Raw genomic sequence first — 19,315 nt, 5'->3', positions numbered from 1 at the left:
CCGGCAACAACTTCACAAGAGCCCCGGAATATTACCTCATTCTCTACTCAGAAGATCGATCGAAGTGCGTCACCGTCGCCGCGACCAGAGCTCTCTCCGGCGGCTTCCCGGATCATCGCCGCCACGGCGCCAGGCTGCGAGAGGACCACGGCGTGCGAGGCGTCCAGCAGGTATTCGGTGGCCGCCATGCGCTGTGCCATGAAGCGCTGAGCGGTGGGGTTGACCATCCGGTCGGCCGCCGCGATGGCGTACCAGGACGGTTTGGAGGCCCACGCGGGCGGGCCCGACCTGTCGGTCAGCGCGCTCCGGGCGATCGGGCGTTGCGTCACGGCCAGCGCCTGGTTGACGTGCGGCGGCAGGTCCGCGGCGAACACCTGCGGGAACCGCTCCTTACGGATGTACAGCTCCTTTCCCGGGCCGCCGGGAGACCCGCTGGGGAAAGCGGCGGTCAGGGTCGCATCGGTTACTGGCATGAAGGCGAAACGGCTCCTGATGTCCAGGACGCACTCACCGGCGTCCAGGCCGAACGCCGCGACGTAGCACAACGCCACGACGTTGTCGGCGTCGGAAGCGGCATGAGTGATGACCGCGCCACCGTATCCGTGGCCGACGAGCACGATCGGGACTTCAAGGTGGCGCACGACGCTCCGGATGTAGGCGGCGTCCTGCGCCAGGCCGCGCAACGGGTTCGCCGGTGCATGCACGGTCAGCCCGGCGCTGTGCAGGAGGCTGATGACCCGTGCCCAGGACGAGGCGTCGGCGAACCCTCCATGGACGAGAACGATCACCGGCGGTGTGGGGGTGGGCTCGTGCATGTCGGCGGCCTCCGAATGAACTTCGTTCCAGCCAAGCTCACTCATCCACGACCGGCATCGCGTGAACGTACCAACAGGCCCGCTCAGTCCTCGCGCAGGATCGTCACCAGGTTGGCCAACTGCACCCGGGAGTTGACGGACAGCTTCCGGAAGACGGACGTCAGATGAGTGTTGACCGTATGCGGGGAGACGACGAGCAGGTCGGCCGCCGACCGGTTGGTGTGGCCCTCGGCGATGAGGCTCGCGACCTTCTTCTCCGAGGCGGTCAGCGCCCCCCATCCCTGGACGGGGCGCTGCCCGCTCGCTTCCCTGCGGCTGCCGATCCCGGCGCCCTTCAGAGCGCCCTGTATGCGTGCCGCCGCGGCGTGCGCGCCTGACGCGGCGAACGCGGCATGGGCCTGGGTCAGGGCGGCCTCTGCCTGAGGTTTCCGGCCCGCTGCCAGGAGTGCCTGTCCGAGGTCGGCGCAGGCGGCGGCCCGGACCAGCGGGCGAGGGCTTGACTTGAGCAGGGTGACGGAGCGTTCCAGCAGGACGAGATCGTTTTTCACCAGCCCGAGACCCTGCGCCGCGATACCTCTGGCGGTGGGTACGGCCGGGTTGCGTGCCGCGTGGGCCTCGGCCTGTGCGGCCAGGTCCTCGGCAAGGCCATGGTCCGCGCCGCTCAAGGCCATGCGGATCGCGGAGTCGACCCAGGTGCGCAGCAGCCGCCAGCGCATGAAGTGACCTTCCTGCTGCACCTGCCGGATCTTGTCGACGGCAAGTCCGAAGTCCCCGTCGTCCTCGGCGAGGAGGGCTTCCAGGAAGCGGACCGCGGCCGTGTTGCCCGGGTTCGGTTTCACCGCCCATCGTTCCTGAGCCGCGGCCAGATGCTGCCGCGCTGCTTCCCGCTCGCCTCGCAGCAGGGCGATCCGAGAGCGGATCACACGGGCGTTCACCTGCTGGACGGGCACCTGTACCTCGTCTTCCAGGCGCTCCATGGTGACGAAGTCGGCCTCGGCGTCGTCGAGCCTGCCCAGCCCCAGATTCTGCTGACCCTGTGCCCACAGCAGCATCGCCTGGCGGGGTGACCCGGCATGGTCCGCTGTCCCCAGGAGCAGCCGTTCGCCGGACTCGAAGTCGTCCAAGTGCTGGTACGCGACGATCTCCTCGGGCAGGAAAGCGGAATCGACCGCGCTGAGCGCGGTGAAGCGCTCCAGAGAGGTGGCGTTCTCGCCCGCGTTGAGCGCGATCTCGCCGAGCCCGAACAGGGAAAGGACGTGCGCCTCCCGGTCGCCGACCGCGATGGCGGCCTGCAGCGCGGTCTCGCCCGCCTGACGCGCCGCGACCAGATCGTGGCTCCGGGACAAGGCCAGTGCGCGCAGGGCGGCCAGCCGCGCCTCGACCTCGGGGGCGGCGCCCCCGACCGCCAGGGCCGTTTCGGCCCGGCGGCGCAACTCGTCGGCGAGGTCCAGGTTCCACAGCGTCCCGCCGAGGGCGGCCTGCAGCCGGCCGACTGCCGCCAGGGGCGGCCGGCCGGCCAGCAGCCGGTCGCCGGTCGACAGCGCGTCTCGATTCCGGCCGGCCCGTGTCAGGCAGACGATCGCCTGCTCCCCCGTGTCGAACCTCGACGGCCGCGTGGCCGGCACGAGTTCCAGGGCGCGCGTCATGAGGTCGGCCGCAAGGCCCGGCGTCACCGGAAGCACGTCGTCGGCGGCTCGCCGCAACAGCGACACTGCTTCCTCGTCCCCGGGCACGGCGCCCCTGAGGATGTGCGACACCGCGTCGATCGGCTGGTGGCCCGCGGCCACCAGGTGGCTCGCGGCCTCTCGGTGCAGAGCCTTCCGGGCCGACCGCGGGATGTCCACGTAGACCGCCTGGCGCAGCAGATCATGCCGGAAGACCAACTGGTCGCCGTCGTCGTCCAGAAGTCCGGCGCGCACCACCTCATCGAGCGCGTCGACCAGCGTGGCCGAGGGTTGGCCGCAGAGCGCGGCGGCGTCGTGGAAGCCGAACCTGCGTCCCAGAACGGCCCCCATCTGGAGGAAGCGCAGTGTGCCAGGCCGGAGGGAGGCGAGCCTGCCGCGCACACCGACCACCAGCCCTGGGGGCACGGACTCGCCCGAGGCGTCGGCGGTCCGCAGTCCGGCGAGCATCTCGACCGCCAGAAACGGGTTGCCGCCGGCTCCGTCGAGCAGCTCCCGTATCCGCTCGTCGACAGTCGTCCCCAGGGTGTCGCCGACCACTTGGCCCATGGCCGTGCCGGACAGGGGGCCCAACGGCACGCTGAGCGTGGGCAGTTCGCCCCACGCAGCAGCGACGATCTCCTCCGCCGGCCCAGGGGCGCCCTGTCGCCCGGTCAACATCCACAGCACCGGCGACGTCTGCAGACGGGTCGGCAGCTGCTTCAGGGCGAACAGACTGAGCGAGTCGGCCCACTGGACGTCGTCCAGGGCGATCAGTACCGGCACGCTGCCCGCTCTGGTTTCGATCGCCTCCGCGAGGCGCTCCACCAGCCAGATCCGCTGATCGTGATGGCGCGCGAGATCGGCGAAGGTGTCGCCGGACAGCAGCGGCTCGTCGCCCTGCAGGACGCAGGCCGCCAACGACGAGAGCGGGACGATGTGATGCAGTTCGTCGGCCTTGCCGAGGCCGACCGAGAATCCCGCTGCCCCGGCCCTGCCGACGGCCTCGGCGAGCAGCGTGGTCTTACCGATGCCCGGTTCGCCCCGGATCAGGATCAGCGCGCCGCTTCCGGTGCGGGCCACCGAGGCGATCAGCGCCTGGAGCTCTTCGAGCTCGGCCTCTCGGCCGCGCAGACCGCTTCGGGACAGCGACCCGCCCGACCTCGCCACTCCCGCCCCTCCCCGTCCGCATCCGCCGGGTGTCCACTATGGCAAGAGCGGCAGCCCGGTTCACAACTCGGCACACAGGGTGAGACGACCACGCGGTGCAGGATCGACGCGGAACTCCTCAGGCCAATGCGGCCTGCGGCATCCTTGACGCGCCACCCGGCGACCGGGGCACCCGCGCCGCAGAATCCCGCCACTCGGCGGGGGACAACCCGTAAGCGTCCCGGAACACCCGGCTGAAGTGTGCGGCGCTGGTGAAACCCCACTGGCGAGCCACTGCGGCGATGGTCCGGCCCGCCGCCTCCCGGCGGGCAAGCTCACGTCGGCACTCCTGCAGCCGACGGCGCTGGATCCACCGGCTGACGGTGACGTCCTCCGTCTGGAACAGCTTGTGCAGGTAACGCACGGAGATCTGGTGGGCGCGGGCGATGGCGTCCGGCGTCAGGTCCGGATCGGCGAGGTGCCGGTCGATGAACACCTGAATCCGCGGCAGCAGCACCTGGGTCGTGCTCGGCGTGTCACCCACCTCCTGGTGAAGTCGCTCCCCGACCAGGACGGCGAGGAGGTCGACGACGTGGCGGGCCAGCACCTCACCGGTTGCCGACGGGTACGTCGCCGCCGTGTCCACAAGCTGGGTCAGAAAGGGGGACAGCAGCGAGCCCACCGTCGTGTCCGGGCGGATCGGTGTCGCGGTGAGCCGCCGCAGGTCGGACTCTCCCAGGCCCAGCAGGCGCCGGGGCAGGACCAGGGATTTCGTCTGGAACGGCTGGGGGAATGCCATCCTCAGCGGGCGCGCCATGTCGCAAATGGCGATCGCCCCGGGACGCAGGTGGACCTCGCGGGCGTCCTGCTCGACGCTGGCGACGCCTCGGACCAACAGCTTGACGATCAGCCGCTGGTCTTCGCCCCGCGCAATCAGCCGCGGAGTCCGCCGCACGCACAGGGGACCGCCCTCCACCGTGGCGATCTGCAGACGGCCCAGCGGGGACGTGCGGAGGGATCCCGAGCAGACCTCGTCGGGGACGGCAATGTCGACCGAGGTGAACGTCCGGGACAGGGCTGCGCGCCAGAACTCCTGTCTTTGGTGGGTGGGCACCGAACCGGTGGTGTAAAGGGCGCCTGAGAGCGGCCACCCGGGCATCGGTATCGATGAATCCAGCGACATGAGGGCAGCCTTTCCGCCAGTACGTTTCTGGTCACCGTGTCAGGGGGTGTACGTCGGCACATCGCGTGAATCCGCTAGATCTGGGGGACGGGACGGACATACCGGAGATACGGCACCACGGTGTGCGGTCGGCAGGCCGTGCGGGCGTGTTCGATCCTGTAGAGTTCTGTGCGGAAAGGGGTGGACATTGTGACCAAGGTTCGCTGTGGCGACTAGGCGCGGCACCTCGCACCGCTCCCTGCCGGCCACGGATCTGGTGGGCCGGCAGGCCGAGATCGCCGAGATCCGGGACGTCATCGAGGAGGGACGCGGCCAACCGCGGATGCTGCTCCTGCTCGGCGAGGCCGGCACGGGCAAGTCGAGACTTATGGCGGTCGCCGTCGGCCGCGCACGGGACAGCGGAACACTCGTGCTGGCCTCCCAGGGCAGCGAGGCGGAGTCACTGCAGTCCTTCGCGTCCCTGCACCAGCTGTTGCTGCCCCTCCTGCCCGACCTCGGCTCGTTGCCCGACCATCTGCGGGGGGCGCTCGAGGCCGCGTTCGGCATCGCTCCCGCCGAGGGACCGCCCGACCCGATGGTGCTGCGGGTGGCGGTGCTGACCCTGCTGACGGAGGTCTCCCGCCGGCAGGGCATCCTGCTGGCCGCCGACGACATCCAGCACTTCGATCGCGACTCTCTCGACGTACTGGGCTTCGTGATGCGCCGTATCACCGCGGAAGCCGTTCCGGTGCTGCTGGCGGCCCGCGGGCAGACGCCCCCGGACGGTGTCGCCGCGGACCTGCGCACGCTGCTCCTGGGGCCGCTGACCGAACAGGCCGCGGCCGAGCTCGTGGACACTCAGCCGCACGCGCCCACCGGCCGGACGCGGAGCGAACTGCTGCGGCAGGCGGCAGGAAACCCGCTGGCCATCGTCGAACTGTGCCGCGCGGCCGGAGCGGGCGGCACGGGAGCACTGCCCGGCGGCGGACTGCCGCTGACAGAACGCATCCAGGAGCTGTACGCTGCTCGGCTGCGCGGCCTGCCGGAGACGACCCGGCGGCTGATCCTGTACGCCGCGGCGTCGCAGTACGGATATCTGGCCACGATCATGGCTGCCGCGGGCGCCGGGTCGGACCTCTCGGCGTGGGCCCCGGCCGAGGAGGCCGGTCTCGTGACCGTCCTGGAAGGGCGGGTGATCTTCAGACATCCGCTGGCACGCGCGGGTTCCTACCAGGGGGCGCCGGCCTATCTGCGGCAGCAGGTGCACCGGGACCTGGCGGCCGTCCTCACGACCGACCCGGCCTCCCGCGCCTGGCACCTGGCCGCCGCATGCGTCGGCTACGACGAGTCCGTGGCGGCGGCCCTGGAGGACACCGCCGAACTCGCCGAGCGGCGCGGCGGCTTCTACGCGGCGGCCCAGGCGCTGGAACGGTCCGCGGAGTGCAGTCCCGCCGCCGCCGACCGGGCGCGACGGTACGCCAAGGCACTCCGTGCCGCCATCAACGCAGGCGACCCTTCATGGGTACGCGAGTTGTACGAGAAGGTCACCGCACTGACCGAGGACCGAGACGTGCTGGGCGTCGCGGCCTGTGGCGCCGGCCTGGCCCTGTCACTGCTCGGCCACCAGCGGCAGGCGTTTCACGTGCTGATGAGCGCGCTGGAGCCGGATCCGCCTGGGGAAGGCATGACCGTGCTGGCCCTGGCCTCCGTGCTCCAGGCGGTCGCCTTCGAGTCGAGCCTGCCCGAGGCCAGACGTCCGATCGCGGGCCTTCTCGACGGAATCGAGGTCGGCGACCGCGACACTCCCTACGCCGAAATAGCGACGACCGAAGCCTCCGGCGCCGTGCGGGCCGTGACCCTGGCCGGGGCCGACCCGGCCGCCGCTCCCGAGCTGCTGCGGCCCATGCGCCGACGGCCGGGCGCGCCGGAGCCGGCGGCCGCGGTCTCGGAGATGACCCGCGTGCACGCACTCGGCGGAATCGCCTGGTACGCCGACGAGTCCGACCTGTGCGTGGAGTCCTTCCGGCACGTGTTCAGCATGCTCAGGGCGTACGGGTTCATGGGCACTGCCGCGCCCACGTTGGCGACGATGGGCTCGGCGCTGATCGACACCGGCCGGTGGGCGGAGGCCGACGGGCATCTGGAGGAGACCGCGGCGCTTGCGGCGGTGCACAAGTGGAGGCACCTGCAGATCGACGTCGAGGCGCTGCGGGCGACTCTGCGGGCCCTGCGCGGCGAGTCCGCCGCCATGCCGGCGGACTCGGCCTGGACGGCAGTCGATCTGGAGGAGAACCGTGCCACCCACGCACGCCTGTTGCGGGCGGCGGGCACCGCCGCCGCGGCGGCCGGCGACTTCGACAGCGCGTTCCGGCACTTCCGGCTGCTGTTCGGTGAGGACGGCACGCCCCTGCACTACTTCCTGTCCCCCCGTTCGGTCGCCGATCTCGCCGCGGCCGCTCAGCGGACCGGGCGGCAGAAGGAGGCAGCGCACATCGTCGACGGGGTGCGCGCCGCGATCGGGCCGCAGCCGACGACCCGGATGACCCTGCTGCTGCACCACGCCGCCGCGCTGACCGACGATCCCAAGGACGCCGAGCACCACTTCCGGCTCGCCACGGTCAACCCGGCGGGCGATGAGTGGCCGTTGGCCCGGGCACAGGCAAGGCTCCACTACGCGCAGTGGCTGCGCAGAAGGCGGCGCCCCCTGGACGCCCGCCCGATTCTGACCACGGCGCTGGAGTCGTTCAACCGGCTCGGCGCGTCGGGCCTCGCCGAGGAGGCGCGCGCGGAGCTGCGGGCGAGCGGCGTGGCCAGCGCGCCCGCCCAGGCCGACCCGCTGGCGGAGTTGACCGCCCAGCAGCGCGAAATCGTACGGCTGGCGGCGCGGGGCCTGCGCAACCGGGAGATCGCCGAGCAACTGATGCTCTCGCCTCGCACGGTCAGTTCACACCTCTACAACGTGTATCCGAAGCTGGGTGTCAGCAGCCGCAACCAACTCCGGGGTTTCTTCGAGGATCTGTGACCGCGGCGGTGGGCAGTAAGGTGGGGGCGCTTGTGCGGCGCCGCCTCGCACCTCATGGCCGTCGGCGGGAGTCCGCGGGGCGATTCGTCCTCATGTCGAGGGAGGAGCGTGAACTCCGATTCCACCATGGGCACGGGTGGATGCGACCGTCCTGCCGTCGTCCTGGATCCCCTCGTTCAGCGGTTCGTCGACGCCTCGGCCGGACCGCCCTACCTGCACCAGATCGGTCCCGTCGACGGGCGCCAGGCACTGCTGGAGATGCAGGGCCACACACGCGACGACTTCGACGTGGACGCCGAGTTCAGGGTGGCGCCGGTGGGGCCCTCCGGGCTCGTCGGCTTCTGGATCTTCAAGCCGGCGCGGCCCACCGGTCCTCTTCCCGTGGTCGTGTACCTGCACGGCGGCCGGTGGATGCTGGGTGACGCCCGGACCCACGCGCGGATGATCAGCGAGCTGGCTGCCACCAGTGCCGCCGCCTTCGTGGTGCCCGAGTACACGCGTACCCCGGAGGCCCGCTATCCGGTCGCGCTGGAGGAGTCGTACGCGGTGGTCACATGGGTGGTCGAGCAGGCCGCCGAACTGGCCCTGGACGCCCGGCGGCTGGCGGTGGCCGGCGACTGCGCCGGCGCCACCATGGCCGCGGCACTCACCATGATGGCCAAGCGGCGCGGCGGTCCTCGCATCCGAGCTCAGGTGCTCTACTACCCGATGACGGACCCGCACGGCGACACCCCGTCGCGAGAACAGTTCGCGTCCGGCTACCTCCTGACGCGCACGGCTCTGGAGTGGTACTGGCAGCAGTACAGCGACGATGCCTGCGAACTCGGCGAGCCCACGGCCGCACCGCTGCGGGCCACCACGGCGGATCTCGCGGGGCTGCCTCCCGCCCTGGTCGTGACGGCGGAGGCGGACGTCGTGCGGGACGAAGGGGAGCAGTACGCGCGCCTGTTGCGGCAGGAGGGCGTGCCCGTGACCGCCGTCCGCTACCTGGGGGCGGTGCACGACTTCGCCTCCCTGAATCCCCTGCGCCACAGCCCACCCGCCATGGCCGCGATCAAGCAGGGAGGCAGCTTCCTCAGAGACGCCCTGGCCGACCGGCGCTGACAGTCCCTCGACCGAGCGGCGCGTACGCCAGAGATGGACCGTCAAAATACTGATGCCTCTGAAAGAGGCTGCTTGCAGGGTGGGGAGCATGCTCACCCCCAAGCCGGTTCTCGAAGCGGCCGCGCAGGCTTTCGCCGTCGCCATGTCGAACCCGCCGTTCCTCCACGACCTCGACCCGGTCGAGGGGCGAAAGGCCGTCGACAGCGTTCAGGAGGGCGACGTCCCGGTACCGGATGCCGACGTGGAGGACCTGATCGTCTCGGGAGGCCCGTCGGGCCAGGTGTCGATCCGCGTCTTCTGCCCGGCCGGTGCCGAAGGGCCCTTGCCCGTGGTCCTGTACATCCACGGCGCAGGCTGGGTCTTCGGCAACGCCCACACCCATGACCGGCTCGTCCGGGAGCTCACCGTACGCGCTCGCGCCGCTACGGTCTTCGTCAACTACAGCCTCTCCCCGGAAGCGAAGTACCCGACGGCGGTCGAGGAGATCTACGCCACCCTGCTGTGGATCTCGCGGGAAGGAGCCGCACACGGGCTCGACCCGGCCCGCGTCGCGGTGGCCGGCGATTCGGTCGGCGGCAACATGGCCGCGGCCACCACTCTCCTGGCCAAGCAACGCAAAGGCCCGGAACTGGCAGCGCAGTTGTTGTTCTATCCCGTGACCGACGCGCATTTCGACACCGGCTCCTACGAGCAGTTCGCGAGCGGCTACCACCTCAGCCGCGACGGAATGAAGTGGTTCTGGGACCAGTACACAACCGACCCGGCCGAGCGGGCGCAGATCACCGTCTCCCCGCTGAGGGCGTGCCCGGAGGAACTGGCCGGGCTGCCGCAGGCGTTGGTCATCGTCGCCGAGGCCGACGTCCTGCGTGACGAGGGCGAGGCATACGCGGCCGGGCTGCGCGCCGCCGGCGTACCGACCACGGCTGTGCTCTACCAGGGCGTCATCCATGACTTCGTCATGCTCAACGCGTTGCGGGCCACGTGCGCCGCAAGGGCGGCGACCCGGCAGAGCGGCGAATTCCTCTACGAAGCACTGCACGACTGATCCTTCGGAGCCACTCACGGTTGGAGCTCTCATGCCCGAGTCGGCGACGCCCTACATGTCAAGGACCACCGTGGAACACATACTGACCCTCTTTCCACTGCGCGATTCCGAACCAACCGGCTCCCTCTGCCAGTTGCCAGGAGGGGAAGACTTCGCATTCCTTCATCTGGGACTGCAGGTACGCGGATCCGCTGCTGTCTTCCATCAGGGAACGAAGGTTCTCCTGGAGGCGGGCGACCTGGTCTTCTGTGACCCGGTCCGCCTTCGTTTTCTGCCCCTCGGCGATGGCTGCCAGTGGATGGTCTTCCGCATGCCCCTGCGTCACCTGGGGGTGTCGGAGTCAGACCTGCGCCGGCTCGCCGGTGTGCCCGTGCGAGGCGGCGAGGGCGTGGGCGCAATGGTGTCGATCTTCCTGTCCGCACTCGCCGCCGGGGCGGAGTTCCACGGGTCGAGGATCGGCGACCGGCTCACCCGCAGCGCCCTGGATCTCGTCACCGTACTCGTCATGGAACTCCTGGCAAAGGAGAGCGGGCCGGAGGCATCCGACGGTTCGAGGGTCGGCAGCGAGACGCTGACCAGGATCAAGGAATTCATCGAAGCGAACCTGACGGATCCCGATCTGTCGCCCCAATCCATTGCGCTCGCGCACCATGTTTCCGTGCGTTACCTGCACAAGCTCTTCCAGAACGACGGCACGACGGTGAGCCAGTGGATGCGGCAACGAAGACTCAACCTCAGTCGGCAGGAGCTGAGTCGGACGGGCAACCAAAGGCTGACCGTGGCGGCTGTGGCGCGTCGGTCGGGTTTCACCAGCCCGTCGCATTTCAGCCGGGTATTCCGCGACGCCTACGGCATGTCCCCCAGTGAATGGCAGGCATGCACGTGGTCGGTCCTGGAATCTCCGATCACCGAAACCGAGGTTGCCCACCACCGAAAGAGCGTTTTGATCAGTGATGCCGCTTGATCCCGCTCCGTGCACACCAGCAGTAGCCCGGCCTTGAAGCCGTTGAGTGGGCGACAGCGAGGGGCGGCATGCTCGCCGAGCCGGCCTGTCACTCACTTCCCGCCATTGAGTTCGGCCACGACGCGGTCCAGGTCGAGGTGGCATCCCTCCGCGCCCGGCGACACGACCATGGCGGTCTTCTCCAAGAACGCAGTGACCGCCGAAGCCGCGATGCCCAGCACCGCGGCCCCCGCAGCGGACCTGACGACTATGCGCACCGAGTGCCTGTGGCAGCGGTGCGGGGGTATCACCAGGACGTCTCCGACACCCGCCGGTCGGCTCAATCCCTCCGACAGGAGGCTACGGGCGAACACCCAGTCGACCGTGCCGGTCGACGTCCCTCCGAGGGAGAGGCACACGGCGTAGGGGTCTGTCCTGTCGTAGCGCAGCTCGGCGGGCAGCGATATCGGCGGTTCGTCCGCGACGACGGCATGCACCACGACCTCGTGAGCGACTGAGGTGCCATCGGTGGCGCCGGAAAACGGCTGAGTCATTTCTTACCCCGATCAGCGACTGGTCCTTGGGGGGCAGCGTCTACGTAAATAACCCTAAAGTCGCTGATGGTATTAGCTTGTCGCAGAACGTACGAAGTGTTGCCCGTGAGAGCCCCGAACGTGGACTTCCACGATCGGTGATTCCCAGAGGACCGCGATCATGGTCTGTGGGTGTCGCGCCACTCGCTGGGGGGCATTCCATAGGCGTCTCGGAACACCCGGCTGAAGTGAGCGGCGCTGGTGAAACCCCACCGCTGTGCCACCGCGACGACGGTGCGGTTCGTGGCCTCCCGATGAAGCAGATCCCGTCGGCACGCTTCCAGGCGGCGGCTCTGGATCCAGCGACTGACCGTGGTGTCCTCGCCCTCGAAGAGCTTGTGCAGGTAGCGCACTGAGATGCGGTGGGCCCGGGCGATGACCTCCGGGGTCAGTTCGGGATCGGCCAGGTGCCGGCCGATGAACGTCCGGAGCTGCAGCAGCATCGCCGCATCGCCGCTGGGTGTTCCCTGGGAGATCCTGCCGAGTTGTTCATCGGCCAGGACGGTCAGCAGATCCACCACATTGCCGGCGAGCAACTCGCGCGTGTGCGGTCGGTACGATCCCGCGGTGTCCGCCAGCCGGGACAGAAGGACGGACAGCAGTCCACCGAGTGGCGTGTCGGAGCTGAGCGCAGATGCTGTGATCTGCCGCAGGTCCGACTCGCACAGCTCCAGGATCAGTCAGTCCGTCCAAGAGGCGAACAGGGCGTTCAGGCCCTCAGCCATCGTCGGATGGGCGATCATCCCGTCGCGTAGCCGGGTGAAGGGCATCTGCGCCCACATGGCCGTCTGCACCACGGACAGCACTTCTGCCGACTCGGGCCCGAGCAGGGCCACCCCCAGGATCTGCTCGCTGTCCCGGTCGACGACCGCCTTCCACAGCCCTCGTGTGTCCCGCAGGGTCCGGGCCCGCGGGATCGCCTTGACCGGCAGCTTCGCCACCCTGATGGCGCGGCCCGTGGCGCGGGCCTGTTCCTCGGTGAGGCCGACGCGGGCGAGTTCGGGGTCGGTGAACAGGTTCCAGGGAACCAGCCTGCCGACCGTAGTGCGGTTGCCACCATTGATGTTGGCCTTGACGATGCGGTAGTCGTCCAGGGACACATGCGTGAATTGGGGGCTGCCGGCCACGTCACCCACGGCCCAGGTGTGCGGAGCGTGGGTCGCCAGCCTGTCGTCGACGCGCACGAAGCCCCGGTCGTCGGTGTGCACGCCCGCGGTGTCCAGGCCGAGACCTGGGGTGGCCGGGTCCCGCCCGGTCGCCGCCAGGACGTCGTCGGCGGTCAGGGTCCGTCCGTCCCGCAGCAGCACATTCACCGTGTCCCGCTCCCTGAGGACCTTCTCCACCGCCGCATCGGTGATCAGCTCGACGCCGTCCTCCTGGAGGTACGTCGTCAGGGCCGTGGCGATGTCCCGGTCCTCGTGCGGCAGCAGTTGAGTACCGCGCTCCAGGACCGTCACCTGGCTGCCGAAAGCAGCGAACATGTGGGCGAACTCCAGTCCCACATAGCCGCCGCCGAGGACAATGAGCCGCTCCGGAATGCGCCGCAGGTCCATGATGCTCTCGCTGGTCAGCGGCTTCGCCTCGGCGAGCCCGGGAATGGCCGCGATGTGCGGCGTCGTCCCGGTGTTGATCACGACGTCGGCACCGCGTACGACCCGGCGGCTTCCGTCAATGACCTCTATCTCCACCGTCCGCTCTGCCACAAAGCGCGCCGTACCCAGGACGAAGTCCATGCCGCTGTCCAGAAACTGCCGAAGGTTGAGCTGGACCATGTCAGAGACGACACCCTCCTTGTGTGCGCGCAGCAGACCCAAGTCGATCACGGGGGTGCCGAGTTGGAGTCCCAGGGAGTCGGCACTGGCGGCCCTGCGCGCCAGACGGGCGCTGGTCACCAACGTCTTGGTGGGGATACAGGCGACGTTGATACACGTACCGCCGATCATGCTCCGCTCCACCATGACCACCCGGCCACCGGCACGCGCGATGTCCATGGCGAGTGTTTTGCCGGCCTTGCCGCCACCTACCATCAGCAGGTCGACGTCTTCCACTGTCTTCTCCGTAACGCTCATTCCGCTGGGTTCTCCTCGGCTGGTGAACAAGTGGTGGAACGCTGCGGCCGACACGCCGGGCCGTTTTCCCTTGCAAGAGTCACCGTCGGGGCGATCACTCGCATCGGTCGAATGACTGGCCCCCTCTGCGGTGCCCTTACGCGCATGTGTTCGTCCGGCCGTGACCTGCCACCCGACGGCTGCCGCGGCGGGCGGAACCACGGAGGCGTCGGCCCACTCGCGTCGCACGTCAGAGCGCCACGCGGGCGTTCTCGTACGCCGTGACATCCGTCGTCCGGTGTCGTGAGCGGTCCTTAGTCATCCGACTGATGCCCCCTGTCGGGAGCCGGGCCTACCTTTCCCGTACCGGGCATCGATGGGCTCCGGCCCAACGAACCAACCGCGAGGCCAGGACGGTGGGTGCCGGTGGCCGTGGTGGTCCGCCCCCAGTGTCCTGGGCGGGTCCATCGGCCGACTTTCCGGGCGGACCGGATCCGAGCCACCGCCATCAGGACTGCGAAAGGAGACGCTGCGATGCTCGCGATACCGAGCCGACGCCTTGGCGAGGCTGAACCTGAGAAGGGCGTACGGTTCTCGTTGCTGGGCCCGGTGCGGGCCTGGCGGGCCGGGGAGGAACTTTCGCTCGGCCCCCGCCAGCAGCGGTTGATCCTCGCCGCTCTGCTGGCCGCCGCGGGCCGGCCCGTTTCGCTGACGGAACTTGTCGGCCTGCTCTGGGACGGTGACCCGCCGGCCAGCGCAGTCAACGCGGTCCACCGGTATATCGGCGCTCTGCGCCGACTCCTGGAACCGGGTTTGCCAGCCAGGTCGTCGGGCCGGTGGCTCGTCCGCCAGGCGGGGGGCTATCTGCTGAGCATCGACGCCGACCAGCTCGACCTGCTGACCTTCCGCGACCTCGTCGGCCGGGCCCGTACCGCGACCGCCGGTGGTGATCTGTCGGCGGCGGTCGATCATTATCTGGAGGCACTGGGCCTGTGGCGGGGGCACTGTGCGGAGGATCTCGGCACGGTCGCTGCGGTGCACCCGGCTTTCACCATGCTGGACCACGAATACGCTCCGGTTGTCTGCGAGGCGGCAACCGCGGCTCTCGGCTGCGGCCGCGCCGGCGCCGTCCTGCTGCCCGTCCGACGGGCCGCCGACCGCTGCCCGCTCGACGAGACGTTGCACGCCTCCCTGGTGTTGGTGCTGGCCGCGGACGGCAAGCAGGCCGAGGCGCTCATGCAGTTGCGCGACTTCCGTACGAGGCTGGTGGACGAGTTGGGTGTCGAGCCCGGTCCGGAACTGCGTGCCGCTCAGGAACACGTTCTGCGCGGCAGCCCCGCGTCTCGGACATCCGTGTCCGCAACACCGGCGGCGCCGCTGTCGGCGCCCCGCCCGGCGTCCCGGGCACCGTGGGTCGTGCCCGCCCAACTGCCGCCGGACCTGTCGTGCTTCACCGGACGCGAGCAAGCCCTTGCCCAGGCACGGGACGCCGCGCATAGGGCCGGTGACGGCCTGCGCATCCTGGCGATCGACGGCATCCCCGGCGTCGGCAAGAGCGCATTCGCGGTTCACTTCGCCCACCAAGTGGCAGCGGATTTCCCCGACGGTCAGCTCTATATGGATCTGGGCGGCTTCGCACCGACCGCGGAGCCCCTGCGTCCCGGTGATGTTCTGTACGCGTTCCTGGAATCCCTGGGAGTCGACCGAAACCAGATCCCCGCCTCGCCGGAGGCCAGATCGGCCCTCTTCCGCAGCGTTCTGTCCGGTCGGCGGGTACTCGTGGTCCTGGACAACGCATTCGACGTGGACCAAGTGCGGCCCCTGTTGCCCGGAACCACCGCGTGCATGGTCGTGGTGACCAGCCGGAGGCGACTGATCGGTCTTGCGGCCGCCCACGGTGCGCGGCTCCTCGCCCTGGACACCCCCTTGACGGCCGAGGCGACGGCGGGATTTCTCCGCCGCGTCGGCCCGACGCACCCCACTCCCGACCCGGCGGCCGTCGAGGAGATCGTTGCGCGCTGCGGTAGGCTGCCGCTCGCCTTGGCCGTCGTGGCCGCCCGCGCCGTGAGCCGTCCTGAGCAGCCACTGACCCGGCTGGCAGCCGAACTGGCCGCCACACAAGGAACACTCGACGGTTTCAACGACTTCGACGAAGGCAACGGCCTACGCGAAGTCTTCTCCTGGTCCTACCGGAGGCTCGGCACCGAGGCCCGAAGAGTCCTCTCCTTGCTTCCCTTGGTTCCCTCGCACCGGACCGCCGATATCACCACGGCGGCACTGGCCGACCTGGTCGGCATGTCCTGGGGCGCCGCGGCCGCGACAGCCGGAGAACTGGTGCACGCCCGTCTGCTGGACGTCCGAAAGGGCGACCGGTACAGCGCCCACAGCCTAGTACTGGCATACGCCGCCGAACTCGACTGCGGGAGCGAGACGAAACACACGAACGCCACAGACGCACGAGCGCCGATCACCGACACACATGCGGTGTTGGGCCTGGTCGTCGACCCACCGGTTCCTGTGTTGAGCGACGTGTCTAACACCTCACGGCTGCCGCGCACACGTGATCGCCTTCTCCTGTCGACCCTGGCGAGCTGACCGGAGCAATGTCGGGCGATGCGGCACCGGTCAGCGAGAGACGGCTCACGCGCAATGGCTCAGCAACGACAATTGGCGGCCACGGGCATGCGGGGGATCATGCCCGGCGTGAGCCGTCCCGCTGCGGGGCCCTGGTTGGCGAGGGCCGGGGGAGGCGGTCCGGTGCGCCTATTGGATCAGAGCCCCTGTCACGGCGTCCAAGACGGATCCGGCATCGGACGATGCCGGAACAGCATGTCTCCCGGCCCGCGGGAGAGCTGGAGAGGCAGCCCCCTGTGAACACGTATGAACCGGACATGTTTCTGGACGGTGCCGAGCCGGACATCGACCCTCGTCTCCTGCGGGCTCTACTCGCCGTGGCCAGGGAGGGGCACTTCGGACACGCCGCAGCGGGTCTGGGCATCGCCCAGCCGGCGCTGAGCAGGCAGGTCCGCCAGTTGGAACGTCTTCTGGGAGCCGAACTGCTTGTCCGTACGCCGAGGGGCGCTGAACTCACCGAAGCCGGGAGGATGATCGTTCCGGAGGCGGAACGTGCCCTGGATCACAACTGGCGCATCGTGCGGGTCGCCCGCCGGTCCGTGGCCGATGCGGGAACCGATGTGCTGACGGTTTCGGCTCCCATGCCCAGCTCACCACGCGGTCTGCTTGCCGAGGCGGTGCGCCGTCTGCGCTCCGACCATGCGCATCTGCGGTTGTCGGTCGTCGACTTACGAGATGGTCAGCACGCCGCCGCCCTTGTCGCCGGCCGTGTTGACGCCGTGCTCACCTGGCATCCGCCCATGGCGGACGAACTGGTCACCGAGGCCGTGGTGGAGGAGCGCATCAGCGGCCTCCTGGCCGCCGGGCATCCGCTTGCTGACGCCGAGGTGTTGTCGTTGGCCGACTTGGCGGCCCAGTCCGTCCTGTTCCCTGTGAGCGAGCGTAGTCACTGCTGGGCACAGTTGGACGCCGCTGCGGCGGCCGAGGGCGTGGAGCTCACGCCGGTGCCCACAGCGCCTGCGGCCGTGCCCGACCTGGTCTCGGCCGGCCTGGGAGTCTCCGCCGTACCGGCATCCTTCCGGTTCACGGGCCATCCGGGCGTGACGTTGGTGCCGCTTGAACGGTTGTTCGGCACGGTGAGCGTGGTCCGGCGGCGCGAGGACGATGCGCGGGCTGTGACCAGCTTCCTCCTGGCCTGCCGCGACGCGGCCCACCAACTGGCTGCCGCGCACGAAGACGTGTGGCGGCTCACAGAGGCTGCCGGGCCCGGCAGTCGGCAGGGCTGAGCTGGTGGGGCATAGGCCGGGCTTGGCACGTCAGACGCGTAGCGCGTCCAGAGCGATGCTCACCTCGTCGGCAAGGAACGTGTCGGCCTCGGAGATCCTGGCTCGTAGCGTCGCACCTTGCAGGAGGTCCAGCAGGAAGGCGGCGAGGGCTGTGGCCGACCGTCGGGTGGTGATCTCCCCCGCCGCCTGGCCCTCTTCGATCGTCGCGCCGATGGCGTCAGCCCAGGAGGCCAGCGCCTCGCGTACGGATGTGCGCACCTTCTCGCCGACCAGGGCGCCGTCGTTGGCGAAGCTGCCCAGCAGACAGCCGAACTCGGTGCCGTACGCGCGGATGCGCTCGATCTGGGCGATCAGATGCTCGCGCAGGCGCTCCACCGCGGGACCGCTCCCGGTGAGGGGTGAGAAGTCGATGGCACGGACATAACAGGTGACGATCTCGGCCGCGAGGTCCTGTTTGCTCTCGAAGTGGTTGTAGAACGAGCCTTTCGGGACGCCCGCGGCCTGTGTGAGGTCCTGGATGCTCGCCCCGCTGAAGCCGTTTCGGCGGAAGACGGCCTCGGCGTGCTCCACGAGTCTGTTCCGGACGCTGACTTGGGGCATCTTCACCGTTTCTGAGGCGGATTCATTCGGGCGCGGCGAGCGGCGCGCTGACAGAACATCTCAATATGTCCAGTCGTCTTGAGCTTGTCAAGTTGAGTGCCCAGCGCGCTCCGCGCCGGGCATGGGGCCGTCAGAAGCCGGTGAGGGTGACCTTGCCGATGGAGGTCCCCGACTCCATGATGCCGTGGGCTGTACGCAGACTCGCCGCGTTGACGGGGCCCAGGTCCTTGGTCGCGGTGGTGACCAGGATGCCGGCGTCCACCAGGCGCGCCACCTGGGTGAGGATCTTGCGCTGCCGGTCCATGTCCTCGGTCCAGAACAGGGACCGGGTGAACATGAACTCCCAGTGGAAGCTGATGCTCTTCGGCTTCAGCAGGCCGACGGGCAGGCTGTCGAAGTCGTCGATCGCGACGACCTTCCCGAACGGGTTGAGCGCCTGGGCGTAGGCGGCGAGATTACGGTCGGTCCCCGCGGTGCTGAACACGTGGTCGATGCCGTCAGGCGCCACCTCCGTGAGCTGCGGCGTCAACGGCTGGTGGTGATCCACGATGTGGTGCGCGCCCATCTGACGGGCGAAGTCGACCGTTTCGGGGCGGGAAGCCGTCCCGATCACCGTCAGATCCGTGAGAGCGCGGGCCAACTGGCTGACCATGGCTCCGACACCGCCGCCGGCCGCCGTCACCAGCAGCGAACCCGCCTGGTCCAGCAGGTCGTGGCGCAGGCCCAGCCGCTCGAACAGCCCCTCCCACGCGGTGAGCGACGTCAGCGGCAACGCCGCTGCCTCGGTGAATGTCAGCGTGGTCGGCTTCAGTGCGACGATCCGTTCGTCGACCGTGTGGTACTCGGAGTTGGCGCCCGGCCGGTCGATGGCCCCGGCGTAGAAGACCTCGTCGCCCGGCTTGAACCACTCCACCTGCGAACCGGTCGCCAGGACCGTGCCGGCGGCGTCCCAGCCGAGCACCCGGTCCTGACCGCCCGGGTTCTCATTCCGGCGGACCTTGTAGTCGACCGGGTTGACGGCGATGGCCTTGACCTGGACCAGGAGGTCCCGTGGACCAGGCTCGGGTACGGGGAGCTCGACGTCGAGGAGGCATTCATCGTCGGTCACCGGCAGGGGCGCGCGAGAGGCGACGGCACGCATCGTGGTGGTCATGTCGAAAGGCCCTTCTGATCGGACGGCGCTGGTCGGACGGCTTTGTTGGCGTTTCATGCGGTTCCCGAGGTGGGGGGGGGGGGGGCGCCCCCCCCGCCCCGGGGGGGGCCCTCAAACCCCGACGGCACACCACACACAAAAAACACAACACACCCAACAA

Annotated in this window: 14 protein-coding genes; 6 read left to right on the top strand and 8 right to left on the bottom strand. The window is 69.5% G+C overall.

The genetic code is table 11. The features are described 5' to 3' along the window. Positions 1–47 precede the first annotated feature (47 nt). From ACFYO2_RS40745 to ACFYO2_RS40735, 3 genes are all read right to left on the bottom strand, one after another. Entirely contained in the window at positions 48–815 is a 768-nt protein-coding gene (locus ACFYO2_RS40745) for an alpha/beta fold hydrolase (protein WP_388360041.1), read from the bottom strand. Between the two features lie 83 nt (positions 816–898). After that, complete coding sequence (locus ACFYO2_RS40740; RefSeq protein ID WP_388360039.1) at positions 899–3,646, bottom strand: AAA family ATPase; 2,748 nt, start codon at positions 3,644–3,646, stop codon at positions 899–901. A gap of 118 nt (positions 3,647–3,764) precedes the next feature. Then, positions 3,765–4,739, bottom strand: a complete 975-nt coding sequence (locus tag ACFYO2_RS40735; protein WP_388360037.1) for a helix-turn-helix domain-containing protein — start codon at positions 4,737–4,739, stop codon at positions 3,765–3,767. 274 nt (positions 4,740–5,013) lie between these two features. Here ACFYO2_RS40735 and ACFYO2_RS40730 point away from each other — a divergent pair, with 274 nt between their 5' ends. The 4 genes from ACFYO2_RS40730 to ACFYO2_RS40715 all read left to right on the top strand — a co-directional run bounded on the left by ACFYO2_RS40730 (position 5,014) and on the right by ACFYO2_RS40715 (position 10,922). Beyond that, positions 5,014–7,809: a helix-turn-helix transcriptional regulator gene (locus tag ACFYO2_RS40730; protein WP_388360034.1), complete on the top strand. Its 2,796-nt coding sequence runs from the start codon at positions 5,014–5,016 to the stop codon at positions 7,807–7,809. Positions 7,810–7,935: 126 nt separating this feature from the next. Next, the gene (locus ACFYO2_RS40725; RefSeq protein ID WP_388360104.1) at positions 7,936–8,913 is read left to right on the top strand and encodes an alpha/beta hydrolase; all 978 of its coding nucleotides are present in this window, start codon (positions 7,936–7,938) and stop codon (positions 8,911–8,913) included. Between the two features lie 88 nt (positions 8,914–9,001). After that, the gene (locus tag ACFYO2_RS40720; RefSeq protein ID WP_388360032.1) at positions 9,002–9,958 is read left to right on the top strand and encodes an alpha/beta hydrolase; all 957 of its coding nucleotides are present in this window, start codon (positions 9,002–9,004) and stop codon (positions 9,956–9,958) included. Positions 9,959–10,028: 70 nt separating this feature from the next. Beyond that, positions 10,029–10,922 carry an AraC family transcriptional regulator gene (locus tag ACFYO2_RS40715; protein WP_388360029.1) on the top strand — a complete coding sequence of 298 codons (894 nt, stop codon included), beginning with the start codon at positions 10,029–10,031 and terminating at the stop codon, positions 10,920–10,922. A gap of 92 nt (positions 10,923–11,014) precedes the next feature. Here the strand turns inward: ACFYO2_RS40715 and ACFYO2_RS40710 are convergent, their stop codons facing one another. From ACFYO2_RS40710 to ACFYO2_RS40700, 3 genes are all read right to left on the bottom strand, one after another. Further along, positions 11,015–11,455, bottom strand: a complete 441-nt coding sequence (locus ACFYO2_RS40710; protein ID WP_388360027.1) for an SsgA family sporulation/cell division regulator — start codon at positions 11,453–11,455, stop codon at positions 11,015–11,017. Between the two features lie 158 nt (positions 11,456–11,613). Continuing rightward, positions 11,614–12,030 (bottom strand): helix-turn-helix domain-containing protein, encoded by a 417-nt coding sequence (locus ACFYO2_RS40705; RefSeq protein ID WP_388360024.1) that lies wholly within the window; start codon positions 12,028–12,030, stop codon positions 11,614–11,616. A gap of 144 nt (positions 12,031–12,174) precedes the next feature. Continuing rightward, the gene (locus tag ACFYO2_RS40700) at positions 12,175–13,563 is read right to left on the bottom strand and encodes a dihydrolipoyl dehydrogenase family protein (RefSeq protein WP_388360021.1); all 1,389 of its coding nucleotides are present in this window, start codon (positions 13,561–13,563) and stop codon (positions 12,175–12,177) included. A gap of 513 nt (positions 13,564–14,076) precedes the next feature. On the opposite strand from ACFYO2_RS40700, the gene ACFYO2_RS40695 reads away from it, so the two are divergent. Next, complete coding sequence (locus ACFYO2_RS40695) at positions 14,077–16,137, top strand: BTAD domain-containing putative transcriptional regulator (protein WP_388360019.1); 2,061 nt, start codon at positions 14,077–14,079, stop codon at positions 16,135–16,137. A 296-nt stretch (positions 16,138–16,433) separates the two neighbouring features. Then, positions 16,434–17,402: a LysR family transcriptional regulator gene (locus ACFYO2_RS40690; protein ID WP_388360016.1), complete on the top strand. Its 969-nt coding sequence runs from the start codon at positions 16,434–16,436 to the stop codon at positions 17,400–17,402. A gap of 30 nt (positions 17,403–17,432) precedes the next feature. On the opposite strand, the gene ACFYO2_RS40685 is transcribed toward ACFYO2_RS40690, so the two are convergent. Both ACFYO2_RS40685 and ACFYO2_RS40680 read right to left on the bottom strand, forming a co-directional pair. Then, the gene (locus ACFYO2_RS40685) at positions 17,433–18,002 is read right to left on the bottom strand and encodes a TetR/AcrR family transcriptional regulator (protein ID WP_388360015.1); all 570 of its coding nucleotides are present in this window, start codon (positions 18,000–18,002) and stop codon (positions 17,433–17,435) included. Positions 18,003–18,132: 130 nt separating this feature from the next. Beyond that, on the bottom strand, positions 18,133–19,155 hold the full coding sequence (locus ACFYO2_RS40680) for a zinc-binding alcohol dehydrogenase family protein (protein ID WP_388360013.1): 1,023 nt from the start codon (positions 19,153–19,155) through the stop codon (positions 18,133–18,135). Positions 19,156–19,315 lie beyond the last annotated feature (160 nt).

The organism is Streptomyces sp. NPDC006602, assembly GCF_042870385.1.
Taxonomy (GTDB): domain Bacteria; phylum Actinomycetota; class Actinomycetes; order Streptomycetales; family Streptomycetaceae; genus Streptomyces.
Note: the sequence above shows the minus strand (reverse complement) of the source record. Positions and strands in the feature narration are given on the sequence as shown.

Excerpts from the sequence above, each read along its gene's own strand:
- ACFYO2_RS40745 (WP_388360041.1), bottom strand. The coding sequence starts at position 815 with ATGCACGAGCCCACCCCCACACCGCCGGTGATCGTTCTCGTCCATGGA.
- ACFYO2_RS40685 (WP_388360015.1), bottom strand. The coding sequence starts at position 18,002 with ATGCCCCAAGTCAGCGTCCGGAACAGACTCGTGGAGCACGCCGAGGCC.
- ACFYO2_RS40695 (WP_388360019.1), top strand. The coding sequence starts at position 14,077 with ATGCTCGCGATACCGAGCCGACGCCTTGGCGAGGCTGAACCTGAGAAG.
- ACFYO2_RS40725 (WP_388360104.1), top strand. The coding sequence starts at position 7,936 with ATGGGCACGGGTGGATGCGACCGTCCTGCCGTCGTCCTGGATCCCCTC.
- ACFYO2_RS40710 (WP_388360027.1), bottom strand. The coding sequence starts at position 11,455 with ATGACTCAGCCGTTTTCCGGCGCCACCGATGGCACCTCAGTCGCTCAC.
- ACFYO2_RS40680 (WP_388360013.1), bottom strand. The coding sequence starts at position 19,155 with ATGACCACCACGATGCGTGCCGTCGCCTCTCGCGCGCCCCTGCCGGTG.
- ACFYO2_RS40690 (WP_388360016.1), top strand. The coding sequence starts at position 16,434 with ATGTTTCTGGACGGTGCCGAGCCGGACATCGACCCTCGTCTCCTGCGG.
- ACFYO2_RS40700 (WP_388360021.1), bottom strand. The coding sequence starts at position 13,563 with ATGAGCGTTACGGAGAAGACAGTGGAAGACGTCGACCTGCTGATGGTA.
- ACFYO2_RS40720 (WP_388360032.1), top strand. The coding sequence starts at position 9,002 with ATGCTCACCCCCAAGCCGGTTCTCGAAGCGGCCGCGCAGGCTTTCGCC.